The sequence below is a fragment of the Paraburkholderia phymatum genome (assembly GCF_040965635.1).
GTDB lineage: Bacteria > Pseudomonadota > Gammaproteobacteria > Burkholderiales > Burkholderiaceae > Paraburkholderia > Paraburkholderia phymatum_B.
The window spans coordinates 41,009-63,986 of record NZ_JBFRCH010000032.1 but is presented as its reverse complement, the minus strand read 5'-3'; the positions used below and the strand labels follow the sequence as shown (position 1 = coordinate 63,986).

The 22,978-nt window shown below is 61.4% G+C and carries 18 protein-coding genes and 3 pseudogenes; 11 read left to right on the top strand and 10 right to left on the bottom strand.

Annotated features, from left to right (window positions below; translation table 11 throughout):
- Positions 1 to 157: 157 nt before the first annotated feature.
- The 5 genes and pseudogenes from AB4Y32_RS32640 to AB4Y32_RS32620 all read right to left on the bottom strand — a co-directional run.
- A pseudogene (locus tag AB4Y32_RS32640) lies at positions 158 to 1,780 on the bottom strand (DUF4118 domain-containing protein); the annotation flags it as partial.
- Positions 1,781 to 1,869: 89 nt separating this feature from the next.
- The gene (kdpC, locus tag AB4Y32_RS32635) at positions 1,870 to 2,451 is read right to left on the bottom strand and encodes a potassium-transporting ATPase subunit KdpC (RefSeq protein WP_368725267.1); all 582 of its coding nucleotides are present in this window, start codon (positions 2,449 to 2,451) and stop codon (positions 1,870 to 1,872) included.
- Between the two features lie 84 nt (positions 2,452 to 2,535).
- A pseudogene (kdpB, locus tag AB4Y32_RS32630) lies at positions 2,536 to 4,681 on the bottom strand (potassium-transporting ATPase subunit KdpB).
- A 13-nt stretch (positions 4,682 to 4,694) separates the two neighbouring features.
- Positions 4,695 to 6,503, bottom strand: a complete 1,809-nt coding sequence (gene kdpA, locus AB4Y32_RS32625; RefSeq protein ID WP_368725266.1) for a potassium-transporting ATPase subunit KdpA — start codon at positions 6,501 to 6,503, stop codon at positions 4,695 to 4,697.
- Complete coding sequence (locus tag AB4Y32_RS32620; protein ID WP_368725265.1) at positions 6,500 to 6,595, bottom strand: potassium-transporting ATPase subunit F; 96 nt, start codon at positions 6,593 to 6,595, stop codon at positions 6,500 to 6,502. Before AB4Y32_RS32620 ends, kdpA begins: the two co-directional genes overlap by 4 nt.
- 559 nt (positions 6,596 to 7,154) lie before the next feature.
- Here AB4Y32_RS32620 and AB4Y32_RS32615 point away from each other — a divergent pair.
- Positions 7,155 to 9,128 carry an APC family permease gene (locus AB4Y32_RS32615; RefSeq protein ID WP_368725264.1) on the top strand — a complete coding sequence of 658 codons (1,974 nt, stop codon included), beginning with the start codon at positions 7,155 to 7,157 and terminating at the stop codon, positions 9,126 to 9,128.
- A 40-nt stretch (positions 9,129 to 9,168) separates the two neighbouring features.
- On the opposite strand, the gene AB4Y32_RS32610 is transcribed toward AB4Y32_RS32615, so the two are convergent.
- Together AB4Y32_RS32610 and AB4Y32_RS32605 are read right to left on the bottom strand one after the other, a co-directional pair.
- Entirely contained in the window at positions 9,169 to 9,492 is a 324-nt protein-coding gene (locus tag AB4Y32_RS32610) for a hypothetical protein (RefSeq protein WP_368725263.1), read from the bottom strand.
- A gap of 165 nt (positions 9,493 to 9,657) precedes the next feature.
- Positions 9,658 to 10,029, bottom strand: coding sequence for a hypothetical protein (locus tag AB4Y32_RS32605; protein ID WP_368725262.1), 372 nt, complete (start codon positions 10,027 to 10,029; stop codon positions 9,658 to 9,660).
- Between the two features lie 226 nt (positions 10,030 to 10,255).
- Between AB4Y32_RS32605 and AB4Y32_RS32600 the strand changes: the two genes are divergently transcribed.
- The 5 genes from AB4Y32_RS32600 to AB4Y32_RS32580 all read left to right on the top strand — a co-directional run bounded on the left by AB4Y32_RS32600 (position 10,256) and on the right by AB4Y32_RS32580 (position 14,550).
- A complete protein-coding gene (locus AB4Y32_RS32600) occupies positions 10,256 to 10,591 on the top strand; it encodes a hypothetical protein (protein WP_368725261.1) in 336 nt (111 codons plus the stop codon).
- Between the two features lies 1 nt (position 10,592).
- Entirely contained in the window at positions 10,593 to 11,477 is an 885-nt protein-coding gene (gene dapA / locus AB4Y32_RS32595) for a 4-hydroxy-tetrahydrodipicolinate synthase (RefSeq protein ID WP_368725260.1), read from the top strand.
- Positions 11,478 to 11,645: 168 nt separating this feature from the next.
- The gene (locus tag AB4Y32_RS32590; RefSeq protein WP_368725259.1) at positions 11,646 to 11,870 is read left to right on the top strand and encodes a hypothetical protein; all 225 of its coding nucleotides are present in this window, start codon (positions 11,646 to 11,648) and stop codon (positions 11,868 to 11,870) included.
- A 174-nt stretch (positions 11,871 to 12,044) separates the two neighbouring features.
- Positions 12,045 to 12,323, top strand: a complete 279-nt coding sequence (locus AB4Y32_RS32585; protein ID WP_368725258.1) for a hypothetical protein — start codon at positions 12,045 to 12,047, stop codon at positions 12,321 to 12,323.
- A gap of 583 nt (positions 12,324 to 12,906) precedes the next feature.
- Entirely contained in the window at positions 12,907 to 14,550 is a 1,644-nt protein-coding gene (locus AB4Y32_RS32580) for an alkaline phosphatase family protein (protein ID WP_368725257.1), read from the top strand.
- Between the two features lie 1,165 nt (positions 14,551 to 15,715).
- Here the strand turns inward: AB4Y32_RS32580 and AB4Y32_RS32575 are convergent.
- Positions 15,716 to 15,961, bottom strand: a complete 246-nt coding sequence (locus tag AB4Y32_RS32575) for a hypothetical protein (protein WP_368725256.1) — start codon at positions 15,959 to 15,961, stop codon at positions 15,716 to 15,718.
- 218 nt (positions 15,962 to 16,179) lie between these two features.
- Complete coding sequence (locus AB4Y32_RS32570) at positions 16,180 to 16,803, bottom strand: ParB-like protein (RefSeq protein ID WP_368725255.1); 624 nt, start codon at positions 16,801 to 16,803, stop codon at positions 16,180 to 16,182.
- Positions 16,804 to 17,430: 627 nt separating this feature from the next.
- Between AB4Y32_RS32570 and AB4Y32_RS32565 the strand changes: the two genes are divergently transcribed.
- The 5 genes and pseudogenes from AB4Y32_RS32565 to AB4Y32_RS32545 all read left to right on the top strand — a co-directional run.
- The gene (locus AB4Y32_RS32565; RefSeq protein ID WP_368725254.1) at positions 17,431 to 18,591 is read left to right on the top strand and encodes an NRAMP family divalent metal transporter; all 1,161 of its coding nucleotides are present in this window, start codon (positions 17,431 to 17,433) and stop codon (positions 18,589 to 18,591) included.
- Positions 18,592 to 18,799: 208 nt separating this feature from the next.
- Positions 18,800 to 19,252, top strand: coding sequence for a type II secretion system major pseudopilin GspG (gspG, locus tag AB4Y32_RS32560; protein WP_368725253.1), 453 nt, complete (start codon positions 18,800 to 18,802; stop codon positions 19,250 to 19,252).
- A 228-nt stretch (positions 19,253 to 19,480) separates the two neighbouring features.
- Positions 19,481 to 20,260 carry a phosphodiester glycosidase family protein gene (locus tag AB4Y32_RS32555; protein WP_368725252.1) on the top strand — a complete coding sequence of 260 codons (780 nt, stop codon included), beginning with the start codon at positions 19,481 to 19,483 and terminating at the stop codon, positions 20,258 to 20,260.
- A 350-nt stretch (positions 20,261 to 20,610) separates the two neighbouring features.
- Complete coding sequence (locus AB4Y32_RS32550) at positions 20,611 to 21,915, top strand: O-antigen ligase family protein (RefSeq protein WP_368725251.1); 1,305 nt, start codon at positions 20,611 to 20,613, stop codon at positions 21,913 to 21,915.
- A 93-nt stretch (positions 21,916 to 22,008) separates the two neighbouring features.
- Positions 22,009 to 22,139, top strand: a pseudogene (locus tag AB4Y32_RS32545) (IS110 family transposase); the annotation flags it as partial.
- 219 nt (positions 22,140 to 22,358) lie between these two features.
- On the opposite strand, the gene AB4Y32_RS32540 reads toward AB4Y32_RS32545, so the two are convergent.
- Positions 22,359 to 22,958, bottom strand: coding sequence for a ParB-like protein (locus AB4Y32_RS32540; protein WP_368725250.1), 600 nt, complete (start codon positions 22,956 to 22,958; stop codon positions 22,359 to 22,361).
- Between the last annotated feature and the right edge of the window lie 20 nt (positions 22,959 to 22,978).

Genomic DNA, 22,978 nt, shown 5'->3' with positions numbered 1-22,978 from the left:
CTGCTCCCTCTTCCCCCCCCCGGTCGCTCTCTACCGGCCAAGCACCCAGACAGCAGCCCTTTGATTTACAACCAATATCTATTGGGGGCGGTTCGCAGGGCAGCGTCTAGTCTAGATCACCCTAACCGGAAAATCGCACGTAGATCAAGGTCACCCCGTGACGCATCCCAATCTCGATGATCTGGTCCGTCATCAGCGCACCACCAAGTTCCCGCGTCATCGCGAACATCGCACCCGTACGGCGCTCGCGCAGCGTGGCGAGACGCGCCTGACGCTTGAGGCTTGCCGTCAGGTGACTGATCGTCAGCGACGTCATCAGCATCACGGCAAATGTCAGCAGATATTGCGTGTCGCTGACCGAGAACGACATGCGGGGCGGCACGAAGAAGAAATCGAAGGCAGCCACGCCGAGAAACGAAAACATCACGCCCGGCCCGCGCCCCAGTCGAGCAGCGGTGAACACCGCGCCGAGCAGATACAGCATCACGAGATTGGCGAGCGCGATCCGGTCGAGCAAGCCGCTGGCGACGGCTGTAATCGCCGCGCAGATGGCGAACGCATACGCATAAGCGGCCCCGGAAGACCGGCACGTTTCCGTGCCGGGCCCGGCGAACCCGTGCACCGCATCGTGACGCTCGGCGGCCTCGCGCACAGCGCCGGAATTGACGAGCGTGACGTCGATATCGCGCGCGGACCAGACCATCTGCTGCGCGACAGAGGGTGTCAGCCGCGCGCGCCATCCCGCCAACGACGATGCGCCCACCACCAGCTTCGAGACGTTGCGCATGCGCGCGTAGGCAATGACCGTGGGCGCGACGTCGTCGCCCTGCAGCGTCACCGTTTCCGCGCCCAGTTCGGAGGCGAGCCTGAGTGCGTCGAGCGTGCGCTTGCGGATCGGGTCCGGCAACCGCTGAAGTCTGGGCGTCTCGACATACACGGCGAGCCAGTCCGCTTTCTGGCTCGACGCGAGGCGCGCCGCCGCGCGTACGAGATTGCTGCTTTCCTGGCCCGCACCGACGCACACGATGATGCGTTCGCGCGCCTGCCAGATCCGTTCGATTGACTGATCGGCGCGATATTCGCGCATCTGCGCATCGACACGGTCAGCCGTGCGGCGCAACGCCAGTTCGCGTAGCGCAATCAGGTTGCCCTTGCGGAAGAAATTGCGCACGGCGTGTTCTGCCTGCTGCGGCATATAGACCTTGCCCTCGCGCAGGCGGTCGAGCAGTTCTTCCGGCGGCAGGTCGACGAGCGTCACCTCGTCGGCGAGATCGAATACACGGTCGGGCACCGTTTCCCACACGCGGATGCCCGTGATCTGCCCGACCACGCCGTTCAGGCTTTCGTGGACGTTGACGGTTGTGTAGACGTCGATGCCGGCGTCGAGCAACTCGTGCACGTCCTGCCAGCGCTTCACATGCCGGCTGCCCTGGACATTCGAATGCGCGAGCTCGTCGACGAGTATCAACTGCGGCTTGCGCGCAAGCGCCGCATCGAGATCGAATTCCGCAAGCAACTTCCCGCGATATTCGATCCGAGCCGGCGCAACGACTTCAAAGCCTTCGATCAGTGCGAGCGTCTCCTTGCGTCCATGCGTTTCGACGATACCCACGACAACATCGACGCCCTCTTCCTTGCGGCGCCTCGCGGCTTGCAACATCGCGAACGTCTTGCCGACGCCGGCTGAGGCGCCAAAGAAGATCTTGAGCCGGCCGCGCTGGCTTTTTTCTTCGTCGCGCTGGATCCTGTCCAGCAATTCATCGGGATCGGGCCGGTTCATCGCATGTCTCCCCGCGAGGTCATCCCGTCAACTTGTCGTCGCGGCGCGCGCGTTGTGGCCGCGTGCCGCGCTGTCATGCACTTGATGCATCAATGCATCGGCTTGAGCTGGTCGAGCGCGAGGTTGAGCTTCAGCACATTCACACGGCGCTCGCCCAATACGCCGAGTTGCCGCCTCGACAAGTTCTGTGCGATCAGTCCGTCCACCTGCTCGCGGGACAGGCCGCGCGCCTTCGCGACGCGATCGGCCTGATACGCGGCGGCCGCCGGCGAAATATCCGGGTCGAGGCCGCTACCCGATGACGTAGCCAGATCGACAGGCACGGGTGCCGGGTTCGACGGGTCGGCATCGTGAAGCGCGGCGAGGCGCCCCTTTACTTCATCGGCGAGCGCCGGGTTGGTCGGGCCGAGGTTTGAGCCGCTCGAGCCTTGTGCGTTGTACGGATTCGGCGTCGTGGCCGACAGCCGTCCCCAGAAGTAGTACGGCGCGTCGAACTGCTGGCCGATGATCGCCGAGCCGACCGTCTTGCCGTCCTTCTCGATGAGGCTGCCGTTCGCCTGATGCGGAAATACAGCCTGGCCGACGGCCGCGACGACAACGGGATAAACGATGCCGGTGACCACCGTCAGCGCGACGAACAGCACCAGCACGGGTCGCAATGCATTCTTCATGGTCGTTGACTTACAAAGCCTGTTTGTTGAAAAAGGCCGGACGGGCAAAACGCGATACCCATCCGGCAAGGTCACACGGTTCGATCATGACCAGCCCATCGCGCTGATGAACATATCGATCAGCTTGATGAACGGGAACGGCAGCAGAATGCCGCCCAGCCCGTAGATCGGCAGATTGCGGCGCAGCAGCGCGGCGGCGCCGAGCGGGCGATACTTCACGCCTTTCAGCGCGAGCGGGATCAGGAACACGATGATCAGCGCGTTGAAGTTCACCGCCGAAAGAATCGCCGACGATGGAGAAGTCAGGCGCATCACATCCAGCACGCGCAACTGCGGATACGTCGTCGCAAACGCGGCGGGGATGATCGCAAAGTACTTCGCGACGTCGTTGGCGATCGAGAACGTGGTGAGCGAGCCGCGCGTCATCAGCATCTGCTTGCCGATCTCGACGATCTCGATCAGCTTGGTCGGATTCGAATCGAGATCGACCGAGTTGCCCGCTTCCTTCGCGGCCTGCGTGCCCGTGTTCATCGCGACGGCCACGTCGGCCTGCGCGAGCGCGGGGGCGTCGTTGGTGCCGTCGCCCGTCATCGCCACCAGCCGTCCTTGAGCCTGATGCGACCGGATCGTCGTGAGCTTGGCTTCGGGTGTCGCTTCGGCGAGGAAATCGTCGACGCCCGCTTCCGCTGCAATCGCCGCTGCCGTCAGCCGGTTGTCGCCTGTCACCATCACGGTCCTGATGCCTATCTTGCGCAACTCGGCAAAGCGCTCCTATGCCGCCCTTGACGATATCCTTCAACTCGATCACGCCCAGCACACGCGCGGGCCCTTCCGTCGCCCCATGTGCGCCCGGTTTCTCCGCTACGACGAGTGGCGTGCTGCCGCGTCGCGCAATGTCCGACACCGCATTGTTGACTTCCGCGGGATAACGGCCGCCGTTCGCCTCGACATACAGCTTCACCGCGTCCGATGCCCCCTTGCGAATTTCCCGGTCCGGCAAGTCGACACCGCTCATTCGCGTTTGAGCCGTGAAGCCCAGGAAAGTGGCGTGCAGCGCACCCATGTCCCGCTCGCGGATATTGAAGCGCTGCTTCGCAAGCACGACGATGCTGCGCCCTTCCGGCGTTTCGTCGGTGAGCGACGCGAGCTGGGCCGCATCGGCGAGGTCGTGCTCCGTTACGCCCGGACCCGGGACGAACGCGGACGCCTGACGGTTGCCGAGCGTGATCGTGCCCGTCTTGTCGAGCAGCAGCACGTCGACGTCGCCGGCCGCTTCCACGGCGCGGCCCGACGTCGCGATCACGTTCGCCTGCATCATGCGGCTCATGCCTGCGACGCCGATCGCCGACAGCAACCCGCCGATCGTCGTCGGAATCAGGCACACGAGCAACGCGGCGAGTGCCGTGATCGTCACCACATGCCCCGTCTTCATCGCCTCGACCGCAAAGATCGAGAACGGCAGCAGCGTCGCCGTCGCGAACAGCAGCACGAGCGTCAGCGCGACGAGCAGGATAGTCAGCGCGATCTCGTTCGGGGTCTTCTGGCGCTTCGCGCCTTCGACCATCGCGATCATGCGGTCGGGAAATGCCTCACCCGAATTGACGCTCACGCGCACGACGATCCAGTCCGACAGCACGCGCGTGCCGCCCGTCACCGACGAGAAATCGCCGCCCGACTCGCGGATTACAGGCGCGGATTCGCCCGTAATCGCCGATTCATCGACGGAAGCGACGCCTTCGATCACGTCGCCGTCAGCGGGTATGACATCGCCCGCTTCGACGAGCACGACATCGCCCTTGCGCAGATCGGTCGACGTCGTGATGCGGATCGGCGCCTTCGGATGCGGCTCGTTGAGCTTTTTCGCCATCACGTTGTGCTTGGCACTGCGCAGCGAGGCCGCCTGCGCTTTCGAGCGCCCTTCGGCGAGCGCTTCCGCGAAGTTCGCAAACAGCACCGTAAACCACAGCCACAGCGCGACTGCGAGAATGAAACCCGCGGGCGCTTCGGCCTGGCCGGCAAGCGCGGCAATCCAGAGAATCGTCGTCAGGATGCTGCCGATGTACACGCAGAACATCACCGGGTTGCGCAGTTGTGTGCGCGGAGCAAGCTTCCCGAACGAATCGACGATCGCGGGCTTGACGAGCACGGGATCGAACATCGACCGCGCCGCCGTGCGAGCCTGGCCGAGATTGTCAGGACGATGGGCCGGCGGTTGTTTTGCGGTAGTCATGCTTACCTCGATTTCAGTGACCGGCGGTCATCATCAGATGTTCGACGACAGGACCGAGCGCGAGCGCGGGCACATAGGTCAGCGCGCCGACGAGCATCAGCGTGCCGAGCAGCAGCACGACGAAGAGCGGGCCATGGGTCGGCAACGTGCCCGAGGTCGCAGCGATGCGCTTCTTGTTCGCGAGCGACCCGGCGATCGCGAGCACGGGCACGATCGAGCCGAATCGACCGAACCACATCGCGATCGCGGTGAGCCAGTTATAGAACGGCGTGCTGACAGTGAGTCCCGCGAACGCGCTGCCGTTGTTGTTCGCAGCGGAACTGAACGCGTAGAGAATTTCGGAGAATCCGTGCGCGCCCGGATTGGCGATGCCTGCCTTGCCCGCATCGGTGAGTACGGCAATCGACGTGCCGACCAGCACCAGAAACGGCGTCAGCAGAATCGCAATCGACACCATCTTCATCTCGAACGATTCGATCTTCTTGCCGACGTATTCGGGCGTGCGCCCGATCATCAGCCCCGCGACGAACACGGCGAGCAGCGCGAACACCAGCATGCCGTATAGCCCCGAACCCACGCCGCCGAAGATCACTTCGCCCAGTTGGATCAGCAGCAGCGGCACGAAACCGCCCATCGGCGTCAGCGAATCGTGCATGTTGTTCACTGCGCCGCACGACGCGGCCGTGGTCGCGACCGTGAAGATGCCCGACTGCGCGATGCCGAAGCGCACTTCCTTGCCCTCCGCGTTACCGCCTGCCTGCATCGCGGACGCGTGCTGGTCAACGTGCAGCGACGTGAAGAGGGGATTGCCCGCCTGCTCCGCCGAAATCTCGCCGACGACGGCCACCGTGAAGGCGATAGTCATCGCGGCGAGCACGGCGTAGCCCTGCCTGCCGTCGCTCACCATGCGCCCGAACACGATGCATAACGCAGCGGGGATGATCAGCATCGACAGGATCTGGATGAAGTTCGACAGCGGAGTCGGGTTCTCGTACGGATGCGCGGAGTTCGCATTGAAGAAGCCACCGCCATTCGTGCCGAGCATCTTGATCGCTTCCTGCGAGGCGACGGGCCCCATTGCAAGCGTCTGCTTGTCGGCCTTAACGTCCTGCATCACGGGATTGCCCTTTGCGTCCTTCACCGCGTTGCCCTGCGCATCGGTTTTCGGCACCTGATAGGTCGTCACCTGGAGCGTCGGCACGTCCTGATAGGACCGGAAGTTCTGGATCGCGCCCTCGCTGATCAACAGCAACGACACCACGACCGCGAGCGGCGCGAGCACATAGAGCGTGACGCGCGTCAGGTCGACCCAGAAGTTGCCGATCGTCTGCGTGGTGTGCCGCGCAAAGCCACGGATCAGCGCAACGACAACGGCGATCCCCGTCGCCGCCGACAGGAAGTTCTGCACCGTGAGGCCCATCATCTGCGCGAGATAGCTGACGGTCTGCTCCGGTGAATAATCCTGCCAGTTCGTGTTGGTCACGAAGCTGACGGCCGTGTTGAACGCCCCATCCGGCGTCATCGGACCGAACGATTGCGGATTCGCCGGCAGCCACTGCTGGAGCCGCAGAAAACCATAAACGGCCAGCACGCCGAGTGCATTGAACAACAGCACGGCCAGCGCATAGTGCTTCCACGACATTTCCGCTTCGGGGTCGACGCCCGAGAGGCGATACAGAAAATGTTCGACGGGGCGGCCTATCCTGCGCACGACGACGGACGAGCCATCGAGCACGGACGTCATATAACGTCCGAGCGGAATGGCGAGGCCAATCAGAACGACGATAAAGAGGGCCGACTGGAACAGGGTGTTGGCGTTCATTCCAGATCCTCCGCACGCAGCAGCGCGTACACGAGGTAGACAAGCAGAAGCAGCGTGGCGGCGCTTGCCAGCCACATCATCCAGGCGATCATGGACGGCCTCCCGGCGCGCGATTGCGCAGTGTGTCGCAACCCAGCGTCAGCGCGACGCCCAGCGCCCAGAAAGCCGCAACTCCGAGGAGATAGAACACGTCCATGGAAGGGTCTCCCGCGACGAATGGGGACAGCGTGAACGGTAGATCAGTTTGGGTAAATGCCGCAGCAAGACCGTGGCATCCCGTATAAAAACGCCGTAAACGAGAGACCGTTTGAGAACGGCCGTATGACGCGGCCTGTCAGGTCTGCAATCGACCGTGGCCGAACACCTCCTTGTCCGCCAGAGCGAGCACACGCCTTGTGAAAGTACAACTGAGCAACGTGTAAGCATTTTGTTGCCATTCCCGACGTCGGCTTACCCGGGTAAGGCCGACTGGCGCACGATTTCCGCCACGCCTACATTTGCACCACCGAACAGCCGCACAACGGCCGGACCTCTGACGATCCGCCTTCGAGGGTGCGCGCAAATGCGCAATCAGGGGCTCGCGCCGCAGCCACCGTGACGGATGCAGGCATGTGTGCCCGCATTGAACCGCTACAACGGAGGGGACAGACTATGGCCACCCTGAACAAGATGTGGCGGCTGATTGTCGGGAGCCCGCTCGATCCACTCGATCCCCGCACCCGTCATGCGATTGCAGTCACGCCCCTGCTGGCGTGGGTCGGACTCGGCGCGGATGGGTTGTCCTCGTCCTGTTACGGGCCGGAAGAAGCGTTCCTTGCATTGGGACAGCACACGGCGCTCGCGCTGTTTCTCGCCATCGCCACGGCGGCGACGGTTTTCATCATCGCGCTCGGTTACAACCAGGTGATCGAACTGTTTCCGACAGGCGGCGGCGGTTATCGCGTCGCCACCGCCCTGCTTGGTCCGCGTCCGGGCCTCATATCGGGCGCGGCGCTTCTCGTCGACTACGTGCTGACGGTGGCGACATCGCTGGCAAGCGGCGTCGATGCTTTCTTCAGCCTGTTGCCGGTCGGCGCCCAGGAATTCAAGCTCGCGACCGAGTTCATCCTGATTGTTCTGATGACAGGCCTGAATTTTCGCGGCATGCGCGAATCGATCCTCGTGCTGCTGCCCATTTTTCTCGGCTTCGTCGTGCTGCATTTCGGCCTGATCGTCTACGGCGTCGCCGTGCACGGCAGCAATCTGGCCTCGGTCGTTCCCAGCGCAACCAGCGAGGCGCACGGCATGTCGCACGCGCTCGGTCCGCTCGTCGTCACAGCGCTGCTGATGCGCGCCTTCTCGCTCGGCGGCGGTACATACACCGGCCTCGAAGCGGTGTCGAACAACGTGAACATGCTTGCCGAGCCGCGCGTGCCGAACGGCAAGGTCACGATGTTCTATATGGCGACCTCGCTCGCGTTCACCGCAGGCGGCATCATCCTGCTGTACATGTTGTGGCACGCGAAACCGGTCGAAGGACAGACGCTCAATGCCGTCGTGTTCGGCAGCGTGATCGATCATCTCGGGCTCGGCTCGTCGTTCGCCCGGCATGCGCTGCTCGCGGCCGTCCTTGCGTTCGAAGCCGGACTGCTGCTTGTGGGCGCGCAAACCGGCTTTCTCGACGGTCCGGCCGTGCTGTCGAACATGGCCTCTGATTCGTGGGTGCCACGCCATTTCCGCGACCTGTCGACACGACTGGTGCGCCAGAACGGCATCATCGTGATGGGCGTTTCGAGTCTTGTGATCCTGTTCTGGACGCATGGCAACGTGGATGTGCTCGTCGTGCTGTACAGCATCAACGTGTTCCTGACATTCAGCCTGTCACTGCTGGGTCTGTGCGTGTACTGGTGGAAGCATCGCGGCGACGGAAGGCATTGGGTACGCCATTTCGGATTTTCCGCGCTGGGGCTCTCCGTCACGAGCGCAGTTCTCGTGATCACGCTAATCGAGAAGTTCACCGCTGGCGGATGGCTCACCGTGCTGGTGACGAGCGCCGTGGTCGTGCTGTGCGTGCTCATCAAGCGTCATTACAGCGATACGCGCGCGCAGATCGCAAAAGAGGATAGCCTGTTCGCAGGTGCTGCCCCTGAAGTCGATGCCGATGCGGCGCCGGCCAAACTCGACCCGACCTTGCCCACCGCGATCCTGCTCGTCGGCAAGCACCGGGGCGCAAGCATGCATGCGTTATTGTGGGTGAACCGGCTGTTTCCCGGACACTTCAGGAACATCATCTTCCTCGCCGTCGGCGAAGTGGATGCGCAAAGCTACGAAGGTGCGGAGCATCTGGAGAAACTGCGGCAGACGATCACTTCATCGCTCGACTATTACGTCGCGCATTGCCGGCGGCATGGCATCGCCGCCGATTACCGGATCGCCTTCGGCACGCATCCGATCGGCGAGTTCATGAAACTGGCCGAAACCACGATGGATGAGTTTCCCAATAGCGTCTGCTTTGCGAGCAAGCTGATCTTCAAGCGGGTCAATTTCCTCACGGCGTGGCTTCACAACCAGACGCCCGTCGAAATACAGACACGCCTTCACTTGCAGGGCCGGCAAATGGTGCTGCTACCGATGAATGTCGGATAGAAGATCGGCGCTCGTGCGACGCGCGTGTCAGGTCTCGTGGTCAGTCTGCGCGGCTCACGTGGAACTCGGTCGTCGATGCAGCAAGTCCGCCTTCGAACTCGATGTGAAGCACGACCAGCCAGCGCCTCGGACAGTCCTGCCGGATCCACACGGTGCGACCGCCGCGTATTTCCGCGGAACTCAGAAAACCTTCGTCGCGCGCGTGGAGCCATGCGTGCTTCGCATCGGAGCGCATCCATGCGCTGAGAATCGTGCACAACGCAAAACTGAAAAGGGTCGTCAGGCCGAGTGCAATGTCTGGATGATTCTGGGCGAAGGTAGTCGTCAGAATCTGGTTGACTAGCACGACAAGCACAACGATCATCACCACTGCCCTGGTACGCGGTGCGTGTCGATGTGTGCTTCCTGGCGGTCGCAGTCGCATGGGATGTGCCTCTCACGTCGAAACAGTCATTTCCCTGGTATCACGGTTCGATGCCGTCGATCCATCTGGACGACGACATCGTTCCGGGCCGGATTCGCGAAACAATCAACGTCGCTTCATCCTGATCACGCGCGATATCTGCCCGAGTGTAAATCCGCTGTTCTTCACAAACTCTGCGTAACCGGCAGGGGCGGTCATTGAAGTCGCGACCACATATTCACCCGCATATCGAAAGCGATCCGTCGCGGTACGCAGGAAGATCGGGATGGGATCCGTCTGTCGCGCGAGCGTGCGCCCCGCCGCGCGCGCCGACGCGCTGCCGTCGCACACGATGATATCGGGCGCATGGGGATTCAGGTCCTGTCGCAGGCGGGCCGCAACGACCTTGCCGCCTTTGACGGGCAGGAACGCATGCTTGCTTCCCCCCGTGACCTTGTGAATGTCTTCGCGCGAATATTCTTTTCCGATTTCAAACATGGTTTGACTCCCAGATACGGCGTCACGCAGCGGCGCTGCAACGCCAAGCCGGGAGATCGTAGCGGGCCGCTTCTAAATTCGGAGTAAAGACGCTGATGCGACAGATAAAAGCCGTATCACGATCGTGAATCTTTTCCGCGAACACGCGCTTTTTTACGCGACATTTATTCGCTTCGGTCTACGCTTGGTCCATCTCGACAACCCCTCAAGGGTACACATCAACGACATGGGCTCTGCACAAGTTCTGTTCAGGCACGACACCGTTCCGGACGCTCAACCGCGATACCGCTCCAACGTCGTCCCGCTGCGCGCGCCGCGCGCACAACTCGAAGTTTTTCTCACGGGCACGCGCCCCGACACGCTCCGCGCCAATCTCGCCATCCTCTTTCACTCTCCGCTCGGCGTCTATGTGTCGCGAACCGAGGCAGCGCGCAACAACATCTGCGTGCAGTTCAACATTGCAATGGAAGACATCGACTTCACACTCCACACGCTGATCACGACCTTGCCTGAAGCGACGATCGGCGCGATCACGCGCCCCGGCATGCGAAAGGAGGACTGACATGTATTCGGGAATCTGGCTTCCGCTCGTCACACCGTTTCGTTCAGGCGAACTGGACGTCGAGGCGCTTCAAACACTCACCGAGCACTATGCGCGTTCCGGCATCGCCGGCATCGTCGCGCTGGGCACGACGGGCGAAGCCGCCCTTCTGTCCGACACCGAGCGCGTGACTGTTCTACAGGCGATCAGCGATGTCATCGATGGCCGGTTGCCGGTGCTGGTCGGCGTCGGAGGCTTCAGCACGCGCGAGTTCGTGCATGAAATCCTGCGTTTCGAGCGTTGGGACGTGGCCGGCTTTCTGGTGTCGGCGCCTGCCTATGTCTGCCCCGACCAGGCGGGCATCACCTGCCATTTCGAGCGTATTGCTCGCGAGACGGAACGGTCGATCGTGCTCTATGATGTCCCTCATCGAACAGGCGTGTCGATTGAGCCCGACACGGTGCGTCGGCTGGCTGAATGCGCGAACATCGTCGCCATCAAGGCATGCGCGAGTCGTCACTTCAAGACATTGCGCGATCTGCCCATCAACGTGCTGTGCGGCACGGACGAAGCGTTCCTCGATTGCCTCGCCGCGGGTGGGCATGGCGGCATTCTCGCAAGCGCGCATATATGTCCGGATCTGTTCGTCGAAATTCAATCGTTGATGCTGGCGGGCGACGTGGATACCGCGCGTCGCATTTTTGAACGTCTCAGGCCCGTGCTCAAGCTGCTGTTCGCAGCGCCCAATCCGTCGGCGATCAAGGCGATGCTGTCCATCGAGGGGCGCATTTCGGACGAGGTACGCGTGCCGCTCACGCCCGCCTCCGCCCGGCTGGTCGGGCAGCTGGCTGAATCGCGCACGGTCCTTGACGAACTGCGCGCTGAGCTTGCACTGGCCGTCCAGTAGATGTCGGTCTCACAGCGCGCATCTAACACGACGCGCGGCGCCAGTCATTCATCAAAACACTTGGTCGCGCGCTCGCATATGCCGCATTAACGGCGCGCGCCTATGATTTTATAAATTCGTTATACGGCAAATGACAGAATCTCAACGTCAAGCAAAGCGAGGTGGTACATGCTTCGATTGAGATTTCGTCAATACGAAAATACGGCAGAAACCGTCGCGGAAGCGATCCAGGACAGAAGCGTCATCCTGGGCCGTCAAATCCGGCACCGCTGGTGCGTCGGGCTGGCAGTCACCGCTGGCATTCTCGGGTTGCTGGCGATCAGCTTCGGCTTTGCCACATTCGGAATCTCCGTCTATGTCGCTGCGATCTTGCCGTTCGCGTTCTTTTCGTAGACGCTTGCCGCAAGCGCTTGTAGGAATACGCCAGGTGGTCAGGGGCGGCAACGGCACGAAGTGTGTGAGTCGGATATACACCGGGTGTGTTTCTACAAGCGCTTGCGACAGCGTTGCGCTACTTGCGACCAGCGAATCTGGCCGGATCTACCGTACCATTTGCTAACGGACAGGATGGTGTTGGACAAAGATCAAACCAGGACCCATTTCACCGCACCCATCCTGACTACCGACTCGTCGTTATGGTTTTCAGCGTATGGTCCCGGATGGGGATACTGCGCCTTCGCGCTTCCTGCCGAAGTGCTTTGCGAGGGACTCGGTGCGGCGGACGATTCGCCAAAACAGTTGTTGCTTGCGTTCGGGCTGGCCCAACACCGTCTTCGCAAGACGATCGCCGGGAAACGCTTGCCAGGTACAGGCGAGCGGATTGCACTCTCTACCGCCGATCTCTGACGCTTCGTCTCTGCGAAGCGACAACTTCGCGACCACCAGTACGCGGCCCGAAAACGGTCCGCCGCGAAACTGGAAAATGGTGTCAGCCGACGTGGAGGTGTTTGTGCCGCGGCTGGCGTCTGCACAGAGCATTTGCCTGTATCGGTTGCGCTTTGGTCCGAGATCATTGAGCATAGGTCCGGTAACTGGCCTGAAACCGACGTTCGGATGTCGCCTCGAGAGCGAAGTCGAACGGCCGGAAGTGGCCCGCACCCAGCCGATCACCATTGCGCACCGAGTCATAGTGTCCTTAGTACCGACCTGAAGGCACGGCTTTCCGCGTAGGGTATCGATACGCTGCTCATGGTGGCATGTCGTCGACCAGCGTGTCCTGTCGACGGTCGCGTACACGAACTGTTGTGTTTCGTCAGGTCTTAAAAGCGATTCGCCGATACAATTTTTTACATTCTCTCAACCGCACGCCCTTCGAGCCTCCTGGCCCCCAAACGAAGACAAACGAAAGCAGCCCTTCACGGGATTTTCTCATTTCAATACTTACCTCTCGTAGGGCACGGTCGTGCCCAACCAACTTACGAGGCGAATAATGGACAAAATGAGGAAGTGGTTTGGAGTCGGTGCAATCTTCAGCGCGAGCGTGCTGGCGTTCGCGAGCATGGCCGCAACTGCGCAGGATGAGAATGGCAATCACCACCAGCAGTACACGCACGTTTTGCTGATCAGTGTGGACGGGATGCATGAGGCCGATCTGGTCAACTACATCAAGACTCACCCGAATTCCACCTTCGCGAAGCTGGTCCAACACGGCGTCGAGTACACCCATGCTTCGACCTCGAAGCCGTCGGACTCGTATCCTGGGCTTCTGGCCTTTGCGACGGGGGGGAGCCCTCTGAGCCACGGCGTTTTCTATGACGATACTTACGACGCGACCCTCTTCCCGCCGGGCAGTAATTGCACCGGCACGCCTGGCACTGAGGTGACCAACTTCGAAGCACTCGACTGGGATCTCACCAAGCTGGACGGTGGATCGGCACCGGCCGGCGCGACGTTTGATCCGCGAAATCCGCACATCGATCCCGAGAAGCTCCCGCTGGCAAAGACCTCCAGCGGCTGCGAGAAGGTCTGGCCGCATCTATATCTCAAGAACAATACGAACACGATCTTCGAGATCATCCATCAGGCTGGCCTACGCACCGCGTGGTCGGATAAGCACCCGGCCTACGAGATCGTCAACGGGCCGTCGGGGACGGGTCTGGACGAACTCTACGCACCCGAGATCAACTCGACCTCCCTGCAAGCGAATGGCTTTCCGAATGCACCCTCGGACGCAGATTGGACAGCCGATCCCATATATACCCGGGCCTACGACGGCTTCAAGGTCAAGGTTGTCCTGAACTGGATCCATGGGCTGGATCAGACGGGGACGAAGCAGGTCGGCGTACCCGCGATCTTCGGCATGAACTTTCAGGCTGTCAGCGTCGGACAGAAGGTCACGGTGGCCATGGAAAGCGGCTCCACGACCCGTGGTGGCTATGTCGACGCAGCCGCGACCCCGACAAAGCCGTTGGCGCAATCGCTAGACTTCGTCGATGACTCTCTGAGCCAGATGTACGAGGCGCTCAAAGCGAGCCATTTGCTGCAGTCGACGCTGTTCATCGTCGGAGCCAAGCACGGCCAGTCGCCGATCGACATCAAGAAGCTTCATATGCTGAACGGCTCGACGAACGCCTATGCCACCGCCGACGTGACCGACGTCGCCGACCTGCTCGCCAGAAACAGCATAACGGTCGCCCAGGAAACGGCCGACGACGTGTCGCTCATATGGCTCGCAAACCACAGCGATGCGGGAAACGCAGCATCGATCCTCAGCAAGGACCAGGCGGGCGCCAATTCCACCCACATCCAGACCCTCTATGACGGCACGACCTTGAAGGGGATCTGGGGCGATCCCATGGAAGGCCGTGTTCCCGATCTCATCGTCCAGCCGATACCGGGGACGATTTACAGCAAGAGCGCGGCAAAGCTGGCCGAGCACGGCGGCCTCGCCGCTGACGATACGAACACGCTGTTAGTGGTCTCAAATCCGAAGCTGGGGAAAAAGGTCGTCGATACGCCGGTGACCAACATGCAGGTGGCGCCGACCATCTTGAAGGCGCTCGGCCTCGACCCGGACAAGCTGGTGGCTGTTCAGCGTGAAGGTACTAAGGTCCTTCCAGGACTCGTCCAATAGGAACGACGGTTCGGAGTAACGGCTATGAAAGCGCCGGCGGTCACTTGTAGCTTCGGGCCGTCGGCGTAGCGTATTCATGGAGAGCCGGCGTCACGACGGGAATGCTTCCAGCCTGGTCTGCTCATCGTCAGCCGCCGTGTGCACGACAATCTTTCGAGCAACGTTCAGTTGGGGCACCACCCGGTCGCCCAACCACGCCAACACTCATCGCGCAGCCGCTGCCGGTATTGCCTGACGATTTACGCGAGCGGCGTATCAGACAGTCGCGACGGCGCATTTCACGATTCACGTCGACGGCTCTGTCGACGTTGAACTCGTCAAGGCGACGCCATGACCGCGCCTGAACCAGTTGCTTCTCAAGACCTTGCGTCGCTGGCGCTTCTTTCCCGCATTGCGCGACAGTCAGCCCGTCGAAAGCACGCAGGAAATATGCGTGTATTTCAGCGTCAGTTGACATCTCGTTGGGACTCGACTGGACAGCGACGGCAGAGTCAGTTCAAACGGTAGCAAATAGCTGCCGGCTTCCGTAACCTGACAGGTCAGTGAGACGTTTCAATGACACACCGCCGCCGCGCGGCTGCATTCAAGATGGAAGCAGCCGCTTTCCACCTTGAAAGGGAAAGCGGCAACCAGAATTCATACGCGAACCGTATTCGGTGACGGATTATGAGAGCCGGGGCGCAGCCGACACCACTGGTCCAGCGCCGCAACAATTTTGAGGATTTGAGATGGATACATACATCCTGTTGGGCGTCGGCTTCGGATTGGGCCTGCTTATTTCGATCTGGGGGATATGGAATCTCGGTGCATCCCCAAAAACCCGGGTCGACCAACATATCACGAAGGGCATGGTGGGTGATCATGAGGCTGAGGACTCCTAGGTATGCTGCCTTCCTCCCCCCGCCGAGTCCGGTAACGGCGCCGGGTGCGGCAAGCTGGGCGGCCAATAGGGCCGCTGCTACTGCAGCAGCCTGAAGCGCCGGGACTCGTGGTTGTCAGGAGGGGACGGGACAGTGGTCTACACACGAACGACCGCCGCGCTGGTGACCCGTTGGGACGGGCTGTCGGTTTCACGTACATTGTCGCCCGAATCCTGGCGGTACCCCTGACGCCTCGAGTGGAGGTTTGCGCCTCGAGTGGAGGTTTGCGGACCGCACCAGTACCATCAGTGACCGTGAGATTCAATTGACGACTCGGTGCCGTGCGCACGGATGGCCGCGACGAGTTCGGCGGCTGTTATCTCATACCGCACTTCCCGGTGAACGCCAGGCTTCCTCCGGTCGACATCGATCATCACCACCGTTCTGCCATCTATCGACGCCTCGAGGCGCAGCACGCGCAGCTCGCGCGAAGAGGTGTCGTCCACCTCGGACAGGAGCGTCATCGTGCCCATCGCACCGTGAGCGCGCATGGAAATCTCCTTACGTTTTTTCGGGCGGGTTCGGCGCCAGGAAGTGCTCACTATAATTGCTGCAGGGGCGCTCGCAAAGGCCGTTGGCTAAAAGGCGAAGATCATCGCGATGATGCTGCGCCAAGGCCATCCGGGAAGGCCTGCAGCGGATGATGGATTTCGCCGCCAGTGTCGGGACGCCCGCGAACCAGGCGCAGGAGCTGTGGGTCATCAATTGGTCAAAGCCCTTGCGGTTCGGGCGCGGCCATCGGGCCGATGTACCCTGGCAGCCCCCTGGCGTCAACGCTGCGCGCCAGGGTGATGCCCATGCGGACTGCGGTCTCGAAACCTTCCTTGCCGCTTCCGATGGAGATGCGTTTGCGGAAGAAGTCGGCCCACAGAAACTCGGCAAAAGCCTCCGGGGTCTTCTGGTATCCGCCCGCATTGCGCACGTAACCGGCCAGGCTCCGGAACGGGTCGTCCCTCAGGTGCTCCACGTGTTTCGGTATCTCGTCGAATGGGCACCGTTGGCCATTTTCGTCATAGGGGTGAACCCACTGGTGCCGGTCCATCTCGGTCCAGAACTGATCCAGCGCCAGGGTGGAAAAATCCGCCTCGACCAGGAAGAAACCCGTCGCGATCCCCTCCTCAGACAACGCCCGCCCAAGGTGGTGATGATCCGTGATGTACAGCTTGTCGTTCGGACCTTCCACCGCCGGTACCGGATGGGCGCGCAGAAAATCGTGCAGATGAGGCTCCCTGAGCCTGGACAGCTCGTCGCGCTTCTCCCGCACCTCGATCATACCGACCGTAATCTGGGTGGGATGCAGCCGGCGCACTTCAACCTCATGCAGTTTTCCCATTGAGTCTCTCCATTAAAGCCGCGAAAGGATCCATCATGCGCCACGCTCGCACGACAGGCGCTTCGAGCACTCTGCCCTGCCCCATGCTATCGCCATTGGACCGGCTCCACGCATACGACGCTCGCGACGCGCATCTCCGCATCGGGATGGGGGTGTCGCGCGACGACCTGCAGGTTGCCGTGCTGCCGTTGATCGTGAAAGGTCGTGCGGATGACGCCGTTAAAGTGATGGCGGCAGGACATGGCGGGGCCGGCTCAGGATGCGACCTGTGTCAGCGCGGGCAGGCGTGCGCGAACAGCAACCCAGGCCATCCCGGCCGCACAAAATCCAGGGCAGGCGGATCCCGTTCCCGGATGCTATGCTCGCTTCGAACTGTCGGCAACCGGTTGTGGGCGTGTCGCCTGCCGCGTTCGAGAACCACTCCAGGGCGCGTGGGCATGTCCTACTCCTACCTCGGGCGTAGCCGACGAGCTTTTCCGTGCTCCCAGGACCTTTCACAGACATTGCCCGCAATTGACCTCTCGACGCCAGCCTCAGCGAACTGCGGCCGCAGAAAGCGTTCCGTTCAGGACAAGGATCACCGCGGCCTTCCGTTTCATTCCGGTATGGGGACCGGGCGTCCTCGTCATGCTGGCGGATACCGATGCCGGCAATGTGGTCACCGCCGCTCAGGCCGGCGCCCAATGGGGCTACCGCCTGCTGCCGTTGCTGCTCCTGCTGGTTCCGCTGCTTTACATGTTGCAGGAACTGACGGTACGACTGGGCGTCTTCACCGGCCGTGGTCATGGCGAGCTGATCCGGGAGCGTTTTGGACGTGGCTGGGCATGGCTGTCGGCCGGCAGCCTGGCCATCGCGACCATCGGCTCGCTGATTACGGAATTCACGGGTATCGCCGGTATTGGCGAACTGTATGGTGTGCCGCGCGCGCTCACGCTGCCGGCCAGCGTGACGGTGCTGCTCGTGGTGGTCGCGACGGGTTCCTACCGGCGCACCGAACGGGCGGCGCTCCTGATCGGTCTGTTCGAGCTGGCCTTTTTCGCGGTGGCCTGGGCTGCGCATCCCGATCCTGCGACGGTGCTGCGCCACGCCCGCGACATGCCACTGGGTGACCGGCACTTCCTCTATCTCGCCGCGGCGATCGTCGGCGCCGTATTCAATCCGTGGATGGTGTTCTACCAGCAGTCTGCCGTCGCGGACAAGGGCCTGACGCCGGATGACTGCCAGGCTGAGCGGTGGGACACCGCCTTCGGTGCGGTTCTCACGCAGCTTCTGACGGCGGCCGTGCTGGTCGCTGCCGCGGCGACCCTGGGTACCCGGGGCACGTCGGCAGGTCTGAACAGCGTGGGCGAGATCAGCACCGCGCTCAGTCCGCTGCTCGGCGGGCACATCGCGCAAGGCGTGTTCAGCATGGGCGTATTGGGTGCGGCCATGGTTGCAGCGATTGTCTCATCGCTCGCCCTCGCCTGGGGGATCGGTGAAGTCGCCGGCTGTCGCCGTTCGCTGGAACTGCACCCGTTCGAGGCTCGCTGGTTCTACGCGGTCTATGCGGCCAGCGTTATGGGGGCCGCCGCCCTCGTGTGGGGGGTTGCCGATCTCGTATGGCTGAATATCGCCGCGCAGGTGCTGAATGCTTTTCTGCTGCCGCTGGTCATCGGGTTCCTGGTGGCCCTGGCAACGAAAACGCTTCCGGACAGGTACCGCCTGCGCGGTGGCTACCGATGGGTGCTGATCGGCGTTTCGGCGGTGGTCTGCGGGATCGGGTTCGTCGGCGGGCTCGCCGGATCCTGATCGCGCACGGCCTGACAGCGTGGGGAAGACGCCCATGCAATTGATCAGGCATCGCCGGGACTGGCGCGACAGAAAGCGCGGTACGGTATCCTTCGGATGTGCGCCCAATCCTGCATCGATCGTTACATGCCGTACTGTTGAACCCTCGCATGCACTTGCAGCCAGGCTGGGCTGACGGCAACGACCCTGAGCTCATATGAACCTGCCCATGAAACCGCAACGCAACGCCCGCATTGTTAGCCGCGATACGCAGCGCGGCTTTACGCTCATTGAAATCATGGTGGTGATTGCGATCCTCGGCATTCTGGCTGCGCTGATCGTGCCGAAGATCATGAGCCGTCCTGACGAAGCGCGCCGTGTGGCCGCGAAGCAGGACATCAGCACCATCATGCAGTCGCTCAAGCTCTACCGGCTCGACAACGGCCGCTATCCGACCCAGGAGCAGGGCCTGCGCGCGCTGGTCGAGAAGCCGACCACGGACCCGATCCCGAACAACTGGAAGGACGGCGGCTATCTCGAGCGTCTGCCGAACGATCCCTGGGGCAATGCGTACCAGTACCTGAATCCGGGCGTGCACGGCGAGATCGATGTTTTCAGCTATGGCCCCGCGGGCAAAGCGACAGGCGCAGGCGAAGCAGGCTACGTCGGCTCGTGGCAGTGAGGCGCTGCTGCCCGGGCGTGCGCCAGATGCGGCGCCTCGCCAATGGGACGTGCCCGGACAGGAGAGTTGCTCACGTCACCCGGCGACGCCACGTGTCTCAAGCCGCGAACGCGCTCCAGTTCCGTCCGTGCCACGATGCGCCTCGAATACGACTGGCAACGGTGCGGTCCTATCGATCCCCGCTGGGCCTGATTGGCTTCAGCGCATGACCAGGGAAGTGACGCCACCATGCAGGGCATTTCGCTCAGACGACTTTGGAGTATCACGCGCTACGCGCAGAACCTGCTCCACATCTGCCTCGTCGTGTTGCCCATGGCCGCATGCGCAGCTGATGTGACCGAGCTGAACGTCGATGGCGTCAGCCTCTCGGCTTGCGCAATGGATCTGCGCAAGGACAGGCTGACCATGCACTGGAAGTCGGACGCTGGCCAGGCTTATGGATCGCTGCAAGCACTCGATGCTGCGCTCCACAAACAGGGCAGAAAGATAGTGTGCGGGACCAACGGCGGCATCTTTGACCGGTCGCAGAAACCTCTTGGGCTGTACATTGAAAACGGCACACTGCTGCGGCGCCTGAATCTGCGCCGCAATGCATACGGCAACTTCTACCTGCAGCCCAACGGGGTGTTTCTCCTCTATCCCGGGCGCGCCGAGATCGTCACAACCGAAGAATACCAGGCCAAATCCGATGCAGAGAAACGCCTGATCGCCTTCGCCAACCAGTCCGGGCCGCTCCTCGTGCGCAACGGCGAACCCAATTCTCTGTTCCCGGCGGATTCGACGAACATCACGACACGCAATGCGGTATGCGTCCGTAGCCCAACCAGCGTCGTCCTCGTAGTAACGCACGATCCCATCACGTTCTACGACTTTGCCCACATGCTTGCAGAGCGCTTCTCCTGTCAGACGGCGCTGTATCTGGATGGCACGTTGTCAACCTTCTATCCCTCACTGCATGCCAGCCTCGAGCGCGCGCTGGGCGTCCTCTTCGCGGTCACCACGCCATAGCAGGGGATACCGTCACCTCCGATGTGGGGTTCGCCGGAACGTGTGACCCTCGCCGCTTCGAAAGGCTGCTCTCTGCCGAATTGTGCTGTGTCGCTGCAGAAATAGTTTCTCACGGATGATGGCCAGAATATCCAAAAACCGTGGGAAGCCTTCGGTGAAGAATTCGGCGCCCCTCGCAGCGGATGGAACGACCGCCGAAGCCTGGAAGCACCCAGAAAGGACGATTCGTTATATTCATTGTCACGACATCACGTGATTACTTGCCGCGCAGTTCGTCCCCGTGCCGACTTGTTTATGGCGCTCGCGTAGTCATCGATGAAAGTTGCTCTTCGATCTTCACGAGAGTCGAAATGGCTTACATATCCTTGCTTGCGCTATTCCTGACGGTGACCAACCTGATACCTGTCAGCGCAATCGGATTTGTCCCGATCGTCTTATGCGCGTGGCGTTTCTTCGGACGCAACTACCCCGGCTTCTTCGCACCTCTGACCGCGCTGACGCTCTTTGCGCTCGTATCGACCGCGTTATACGACCCTCAGTCGCTGATCAATTTCGACTTCTATCGTCGCGACGGTAACTTCTTCGTTTCCTATGCGCCCATTTTTGCCGGCTGCGTGTACGCCCATCGCTGGGATCTAAGCAGGATCCTGCGCAACTTCTTCATCTTTGCGGTGATGGTCAATGTGCCGCCGTACGTGATCTACATACTGCAAAACGGACTGCTCAGTATTTTCAGACATCCGGATGACACGTTCGGCAGCTTCTTCATCGCACGCAATGCCGCGGGCGGATTCCTCGCGATGCTGTTCTGTGTCGGCGTCGCCTGCCAGCTTCAGCAACGCAGCAAGCTGATTCTTTCGCTGCTCGCGCTCAATGCGCTGATGCTCTTTTCGACCTACAGCCGTGGCTCGCTGCTCGGCGCAGTCGCGATCTTCCCATACCTGTATCTGGGACGTAAGCGCTGGGTGCTCGCCACGCTGATGAGCTGCCTCGTGATCGGCTCGCTGGGCATCGCGTACTATCACATGAAGCCGAACATCGACTACATGGGCTATACGTTCAACATCCAGAATTCGGACGCCAAGGTCGCGAACCTCGATATCCGGTATGAGTGGCTGTGGCCACGCGCGCTCACCTATTTCCGCCAGAGCCCGATCGTCGGAATGGGTTTCGGCTCATTCGACGACAATATCCGCAATGTCGTCTCTTACTTCGGCGTGCTGGGCGTGCCTTCGGACATCGTCGTCGAGCATAGCGACTCTCACGCGCATAACTCCTATCTGAACTTCCTCGCGGAACTGGGCGTGGTGGGCCTGTTCCTGCTGCTGGCCTTCTACTGGAAGCTCATCAAGTGGGCCCAGGACGGCGCCGCGTACAGCGCCTTGCGGGACGAAGGGCGGAACTTCGCGGCGTTCCGCTTCGTTGAAATTTCTTCGGTATGTCTGCTCACGATGGCGGCGACGGAACACCGACTCGTGTCGCCGTCGAATGTTCTGATTCTTTCTCTCGTCATATCGCTTCTGCTCGCGGCGCGGTCGGTTCGGATTCCCGTTCAGCAAGCCCGGCCGATTATGAACACGCAGCCAATCGCGACGCTTCCACCTTCCCGAACCATTCAGGGACATGCTCGTGATGCGCGGAATCAACGCGACTGAATTTGATCGTCGAGACGGCGAACCCTCACGGGCCGACGACATCGATGTGCCCACGTGGAAACATGAATTTTTCCTGGCAACCGGAGGATCCGAATGAATTGCACGGCAGTGGGCATGGATATCGCGAAGACAGTGTTCAGGGGCATTACATCGACCGCGAAACAGGTGGGATCGTGAACAAGGCGATCAAGAGAGGCGGCCGGGATTCGCAATATGCCAGCAGAGGACAAACACGAACCTTGTTTGGCGTCCCTCGTTGAGGCGACGGATGATTAGTTATCCGAGTCATTGTGGTCGGCTGGCGCGACGACATAACAAATGCCACGAATCTTCCCGGCATCCGCGCGCTCGTCAGCCCGGCTGGCGACACCCGCTGCGGCACCACGCACCCGGAGCTGCCAACGGCTTTGTGGCGGGGGCTGCGAGTTGTGCGCAGCCTGCGCTCAAGATCCCTTGTAGCCTGGCAGCGTCCGGGCATGCTCACTTTTTGCGATGCCGATGGCGTACTGAACCGCTGCCTGAAAGTTCGATTTGACGTCCTCGATGGCAATCGAACGACGGAAATAGTCGGCCGACACAAATTCGGCGAAAGCTGTGGGCGTCTTTTCATAACCGCCGGCATTGCGCACGTACCCGGCGAGCGAACGATAGGGGTCGTCGATCAGCTTTTCGAGGTGATGCGGTATAAACGAGTAATAGTGCCGTACGCCATTCTCGTCGAGGGGGTGAACCCACCGGTTCTTATCCATCTCCGTCCAGAACGCTTCTTCAATCGCGCAATTGGACAGGTCCGCCTCGACCAGAAAGAAACCGTTGGCGACCCCCGCTTCGTAGGCAGCTCGCCCGAGGTGATGGTGGTCGGTGATGTATAGCTTTTTGGCCGGCCCAATCACCGCGGGTATCGGGTGGGCTTGCATGAACGCCCGTTGATCTCCGGGCTTGAGCGACTTCAGGTGATGCTTTTGATCCACGACTTCTATCATGCCAACCGTGAGCTGCGTGGGGTGGAGTTCATGAATGAGGGACTCATGGATTGCTGGCATCTGGAACTCCTTCAGCTTTT

Excerpts from the sequence above, each read along its gene's own strand:
- AB4Y32_RS32570 (WP_368725255.1), bottom strand. The coding sequence starts at position 16,803 with ATGGGAAAACTGCATGAGGTTGAAGTGCGCCGGCTGCATCCCACCCAG.
- AB4Y32_RS32540 (WP_368725250.1), bottom strand. The coding sequence starts at position 22,958 with ATGCCAGCAATCCATGAGTCCCTCATTCATGAACTCCACCCCACGCAG.
- kdpA (WP_368725266.1), bottom strand. The coding sequence starts at position 6,503 with ATGAACGCCAACACCCTGTTCCAGTCGGCCCTCTTTATCGTCGTTCTG.
- AB4Y32_RS32575 (WP_368725256.1), bottom strand. The coding sequence starts at position 15,961 with ATGCGCGCTCACGGTGCGATGGGCACGATGACGCTCCTGTCCGAGGTG.
- AB4Y32_RS32590 (WP_368725259.1), top strand. The coding sequence starts at position 11,646 with ATGCTTCGATTGAGATTTCGTCAATACGAAAATACGGCAGAAACCGTC.
- AB4Y32_RS32585 (WP_368725258.1), top strand. The coding sequence starts at position 12,045 with ATGGTGTTGGACAAAGATCAAACCAGGACCCATTTCACCGCACCCATC.
- kdpC (WP_368725267.1), bottom strand. The coding sequence starts at position 2,451 with ATGAAGAATGCATTGCGACCCGTGCTGGTGCTGTTCGTCGCGCTGACG.
- gspG (WP_368725253.1), top strand. The coding sequence starts at position 18,800 with ATGAAACCGCAACGCAACGCCCGCATTGTTAGCCGCGATACGCAGCGC.
- AB4Y32_RS32615 (WP_368725264.1), top strand. The coding sequence starts at position 7,155 with ATGGCCACCCTGAACAAGATGTGGCGGCTGATTGTCGGGAGCCCGCTC.
- AB4Y32_RS32620 (WP_368725265.1), bottom strand. The coding sequence starts at position 6,595 with ATGATCGCCTGGATGATGTGGCTGGCAAGCGCCGCCACGCTGCTTCTG.
- AB4Y32_RS32600 (WP_368725261.1), top strand. The coding sequence starts at position 10,256 with ATGGGCTCTGCACAAGTTCTGTTCAGGCACGACACCGTTCCGGACGCT.
- dapA (WP_368725260.1), top strand. The coding sequence starts at position 10,593 with ATGTATTCGGGAATCTGGCTTCCGCTCGTCACACCGTTTCGTTCAGGC.
- AB4Y32_RS32565 (WP_368725254.1), top strand. The coding sequence starts at position 17,431 with ATGCTGGCGGATACCGATGCCGGCAATGTGGTCACCGCCGCTCAGGCC.
- AB4Y32_RS32610 (WP_368725263.1), bottom strand. The coding sequence starts at position 9,492 with ATGATCGTTGTGCTTGTCGTGCTAGTCAACCAGATTCTGACGACTACC.
- AB4Y32_RS32605 (WP_368725262.1), bottom strand. The coding sequence starts at position 10,029 with ATGTTTGAAATCGGAAAAGAATATTCGCGCGAAGACATTCACAAGGTC.
- AB4Y32_RS32550 (WP_368725251.1), top strand. The coding sequence starts at position 20,611 with ATGGCTTACATATCCTTGCTTGCGCTATTCCTGACGGTGACCAACCTG.
- AB4Y32_RS32555 (WP_368725252.1), top strand. The coding sequence starts at position 19,481 with ATGCAGGGCATTTCGCTCAGACGACTTTGGAGTATCACGCGCTACGCG.
- AB4Y32_RS32580 (WP_368725257.1), top strand. The coding sequence starts at position 12,907 with ATGGACAAAATGAGGAAGTGGTTTGGAGTCGGTGCAATCTTCAGCGCG.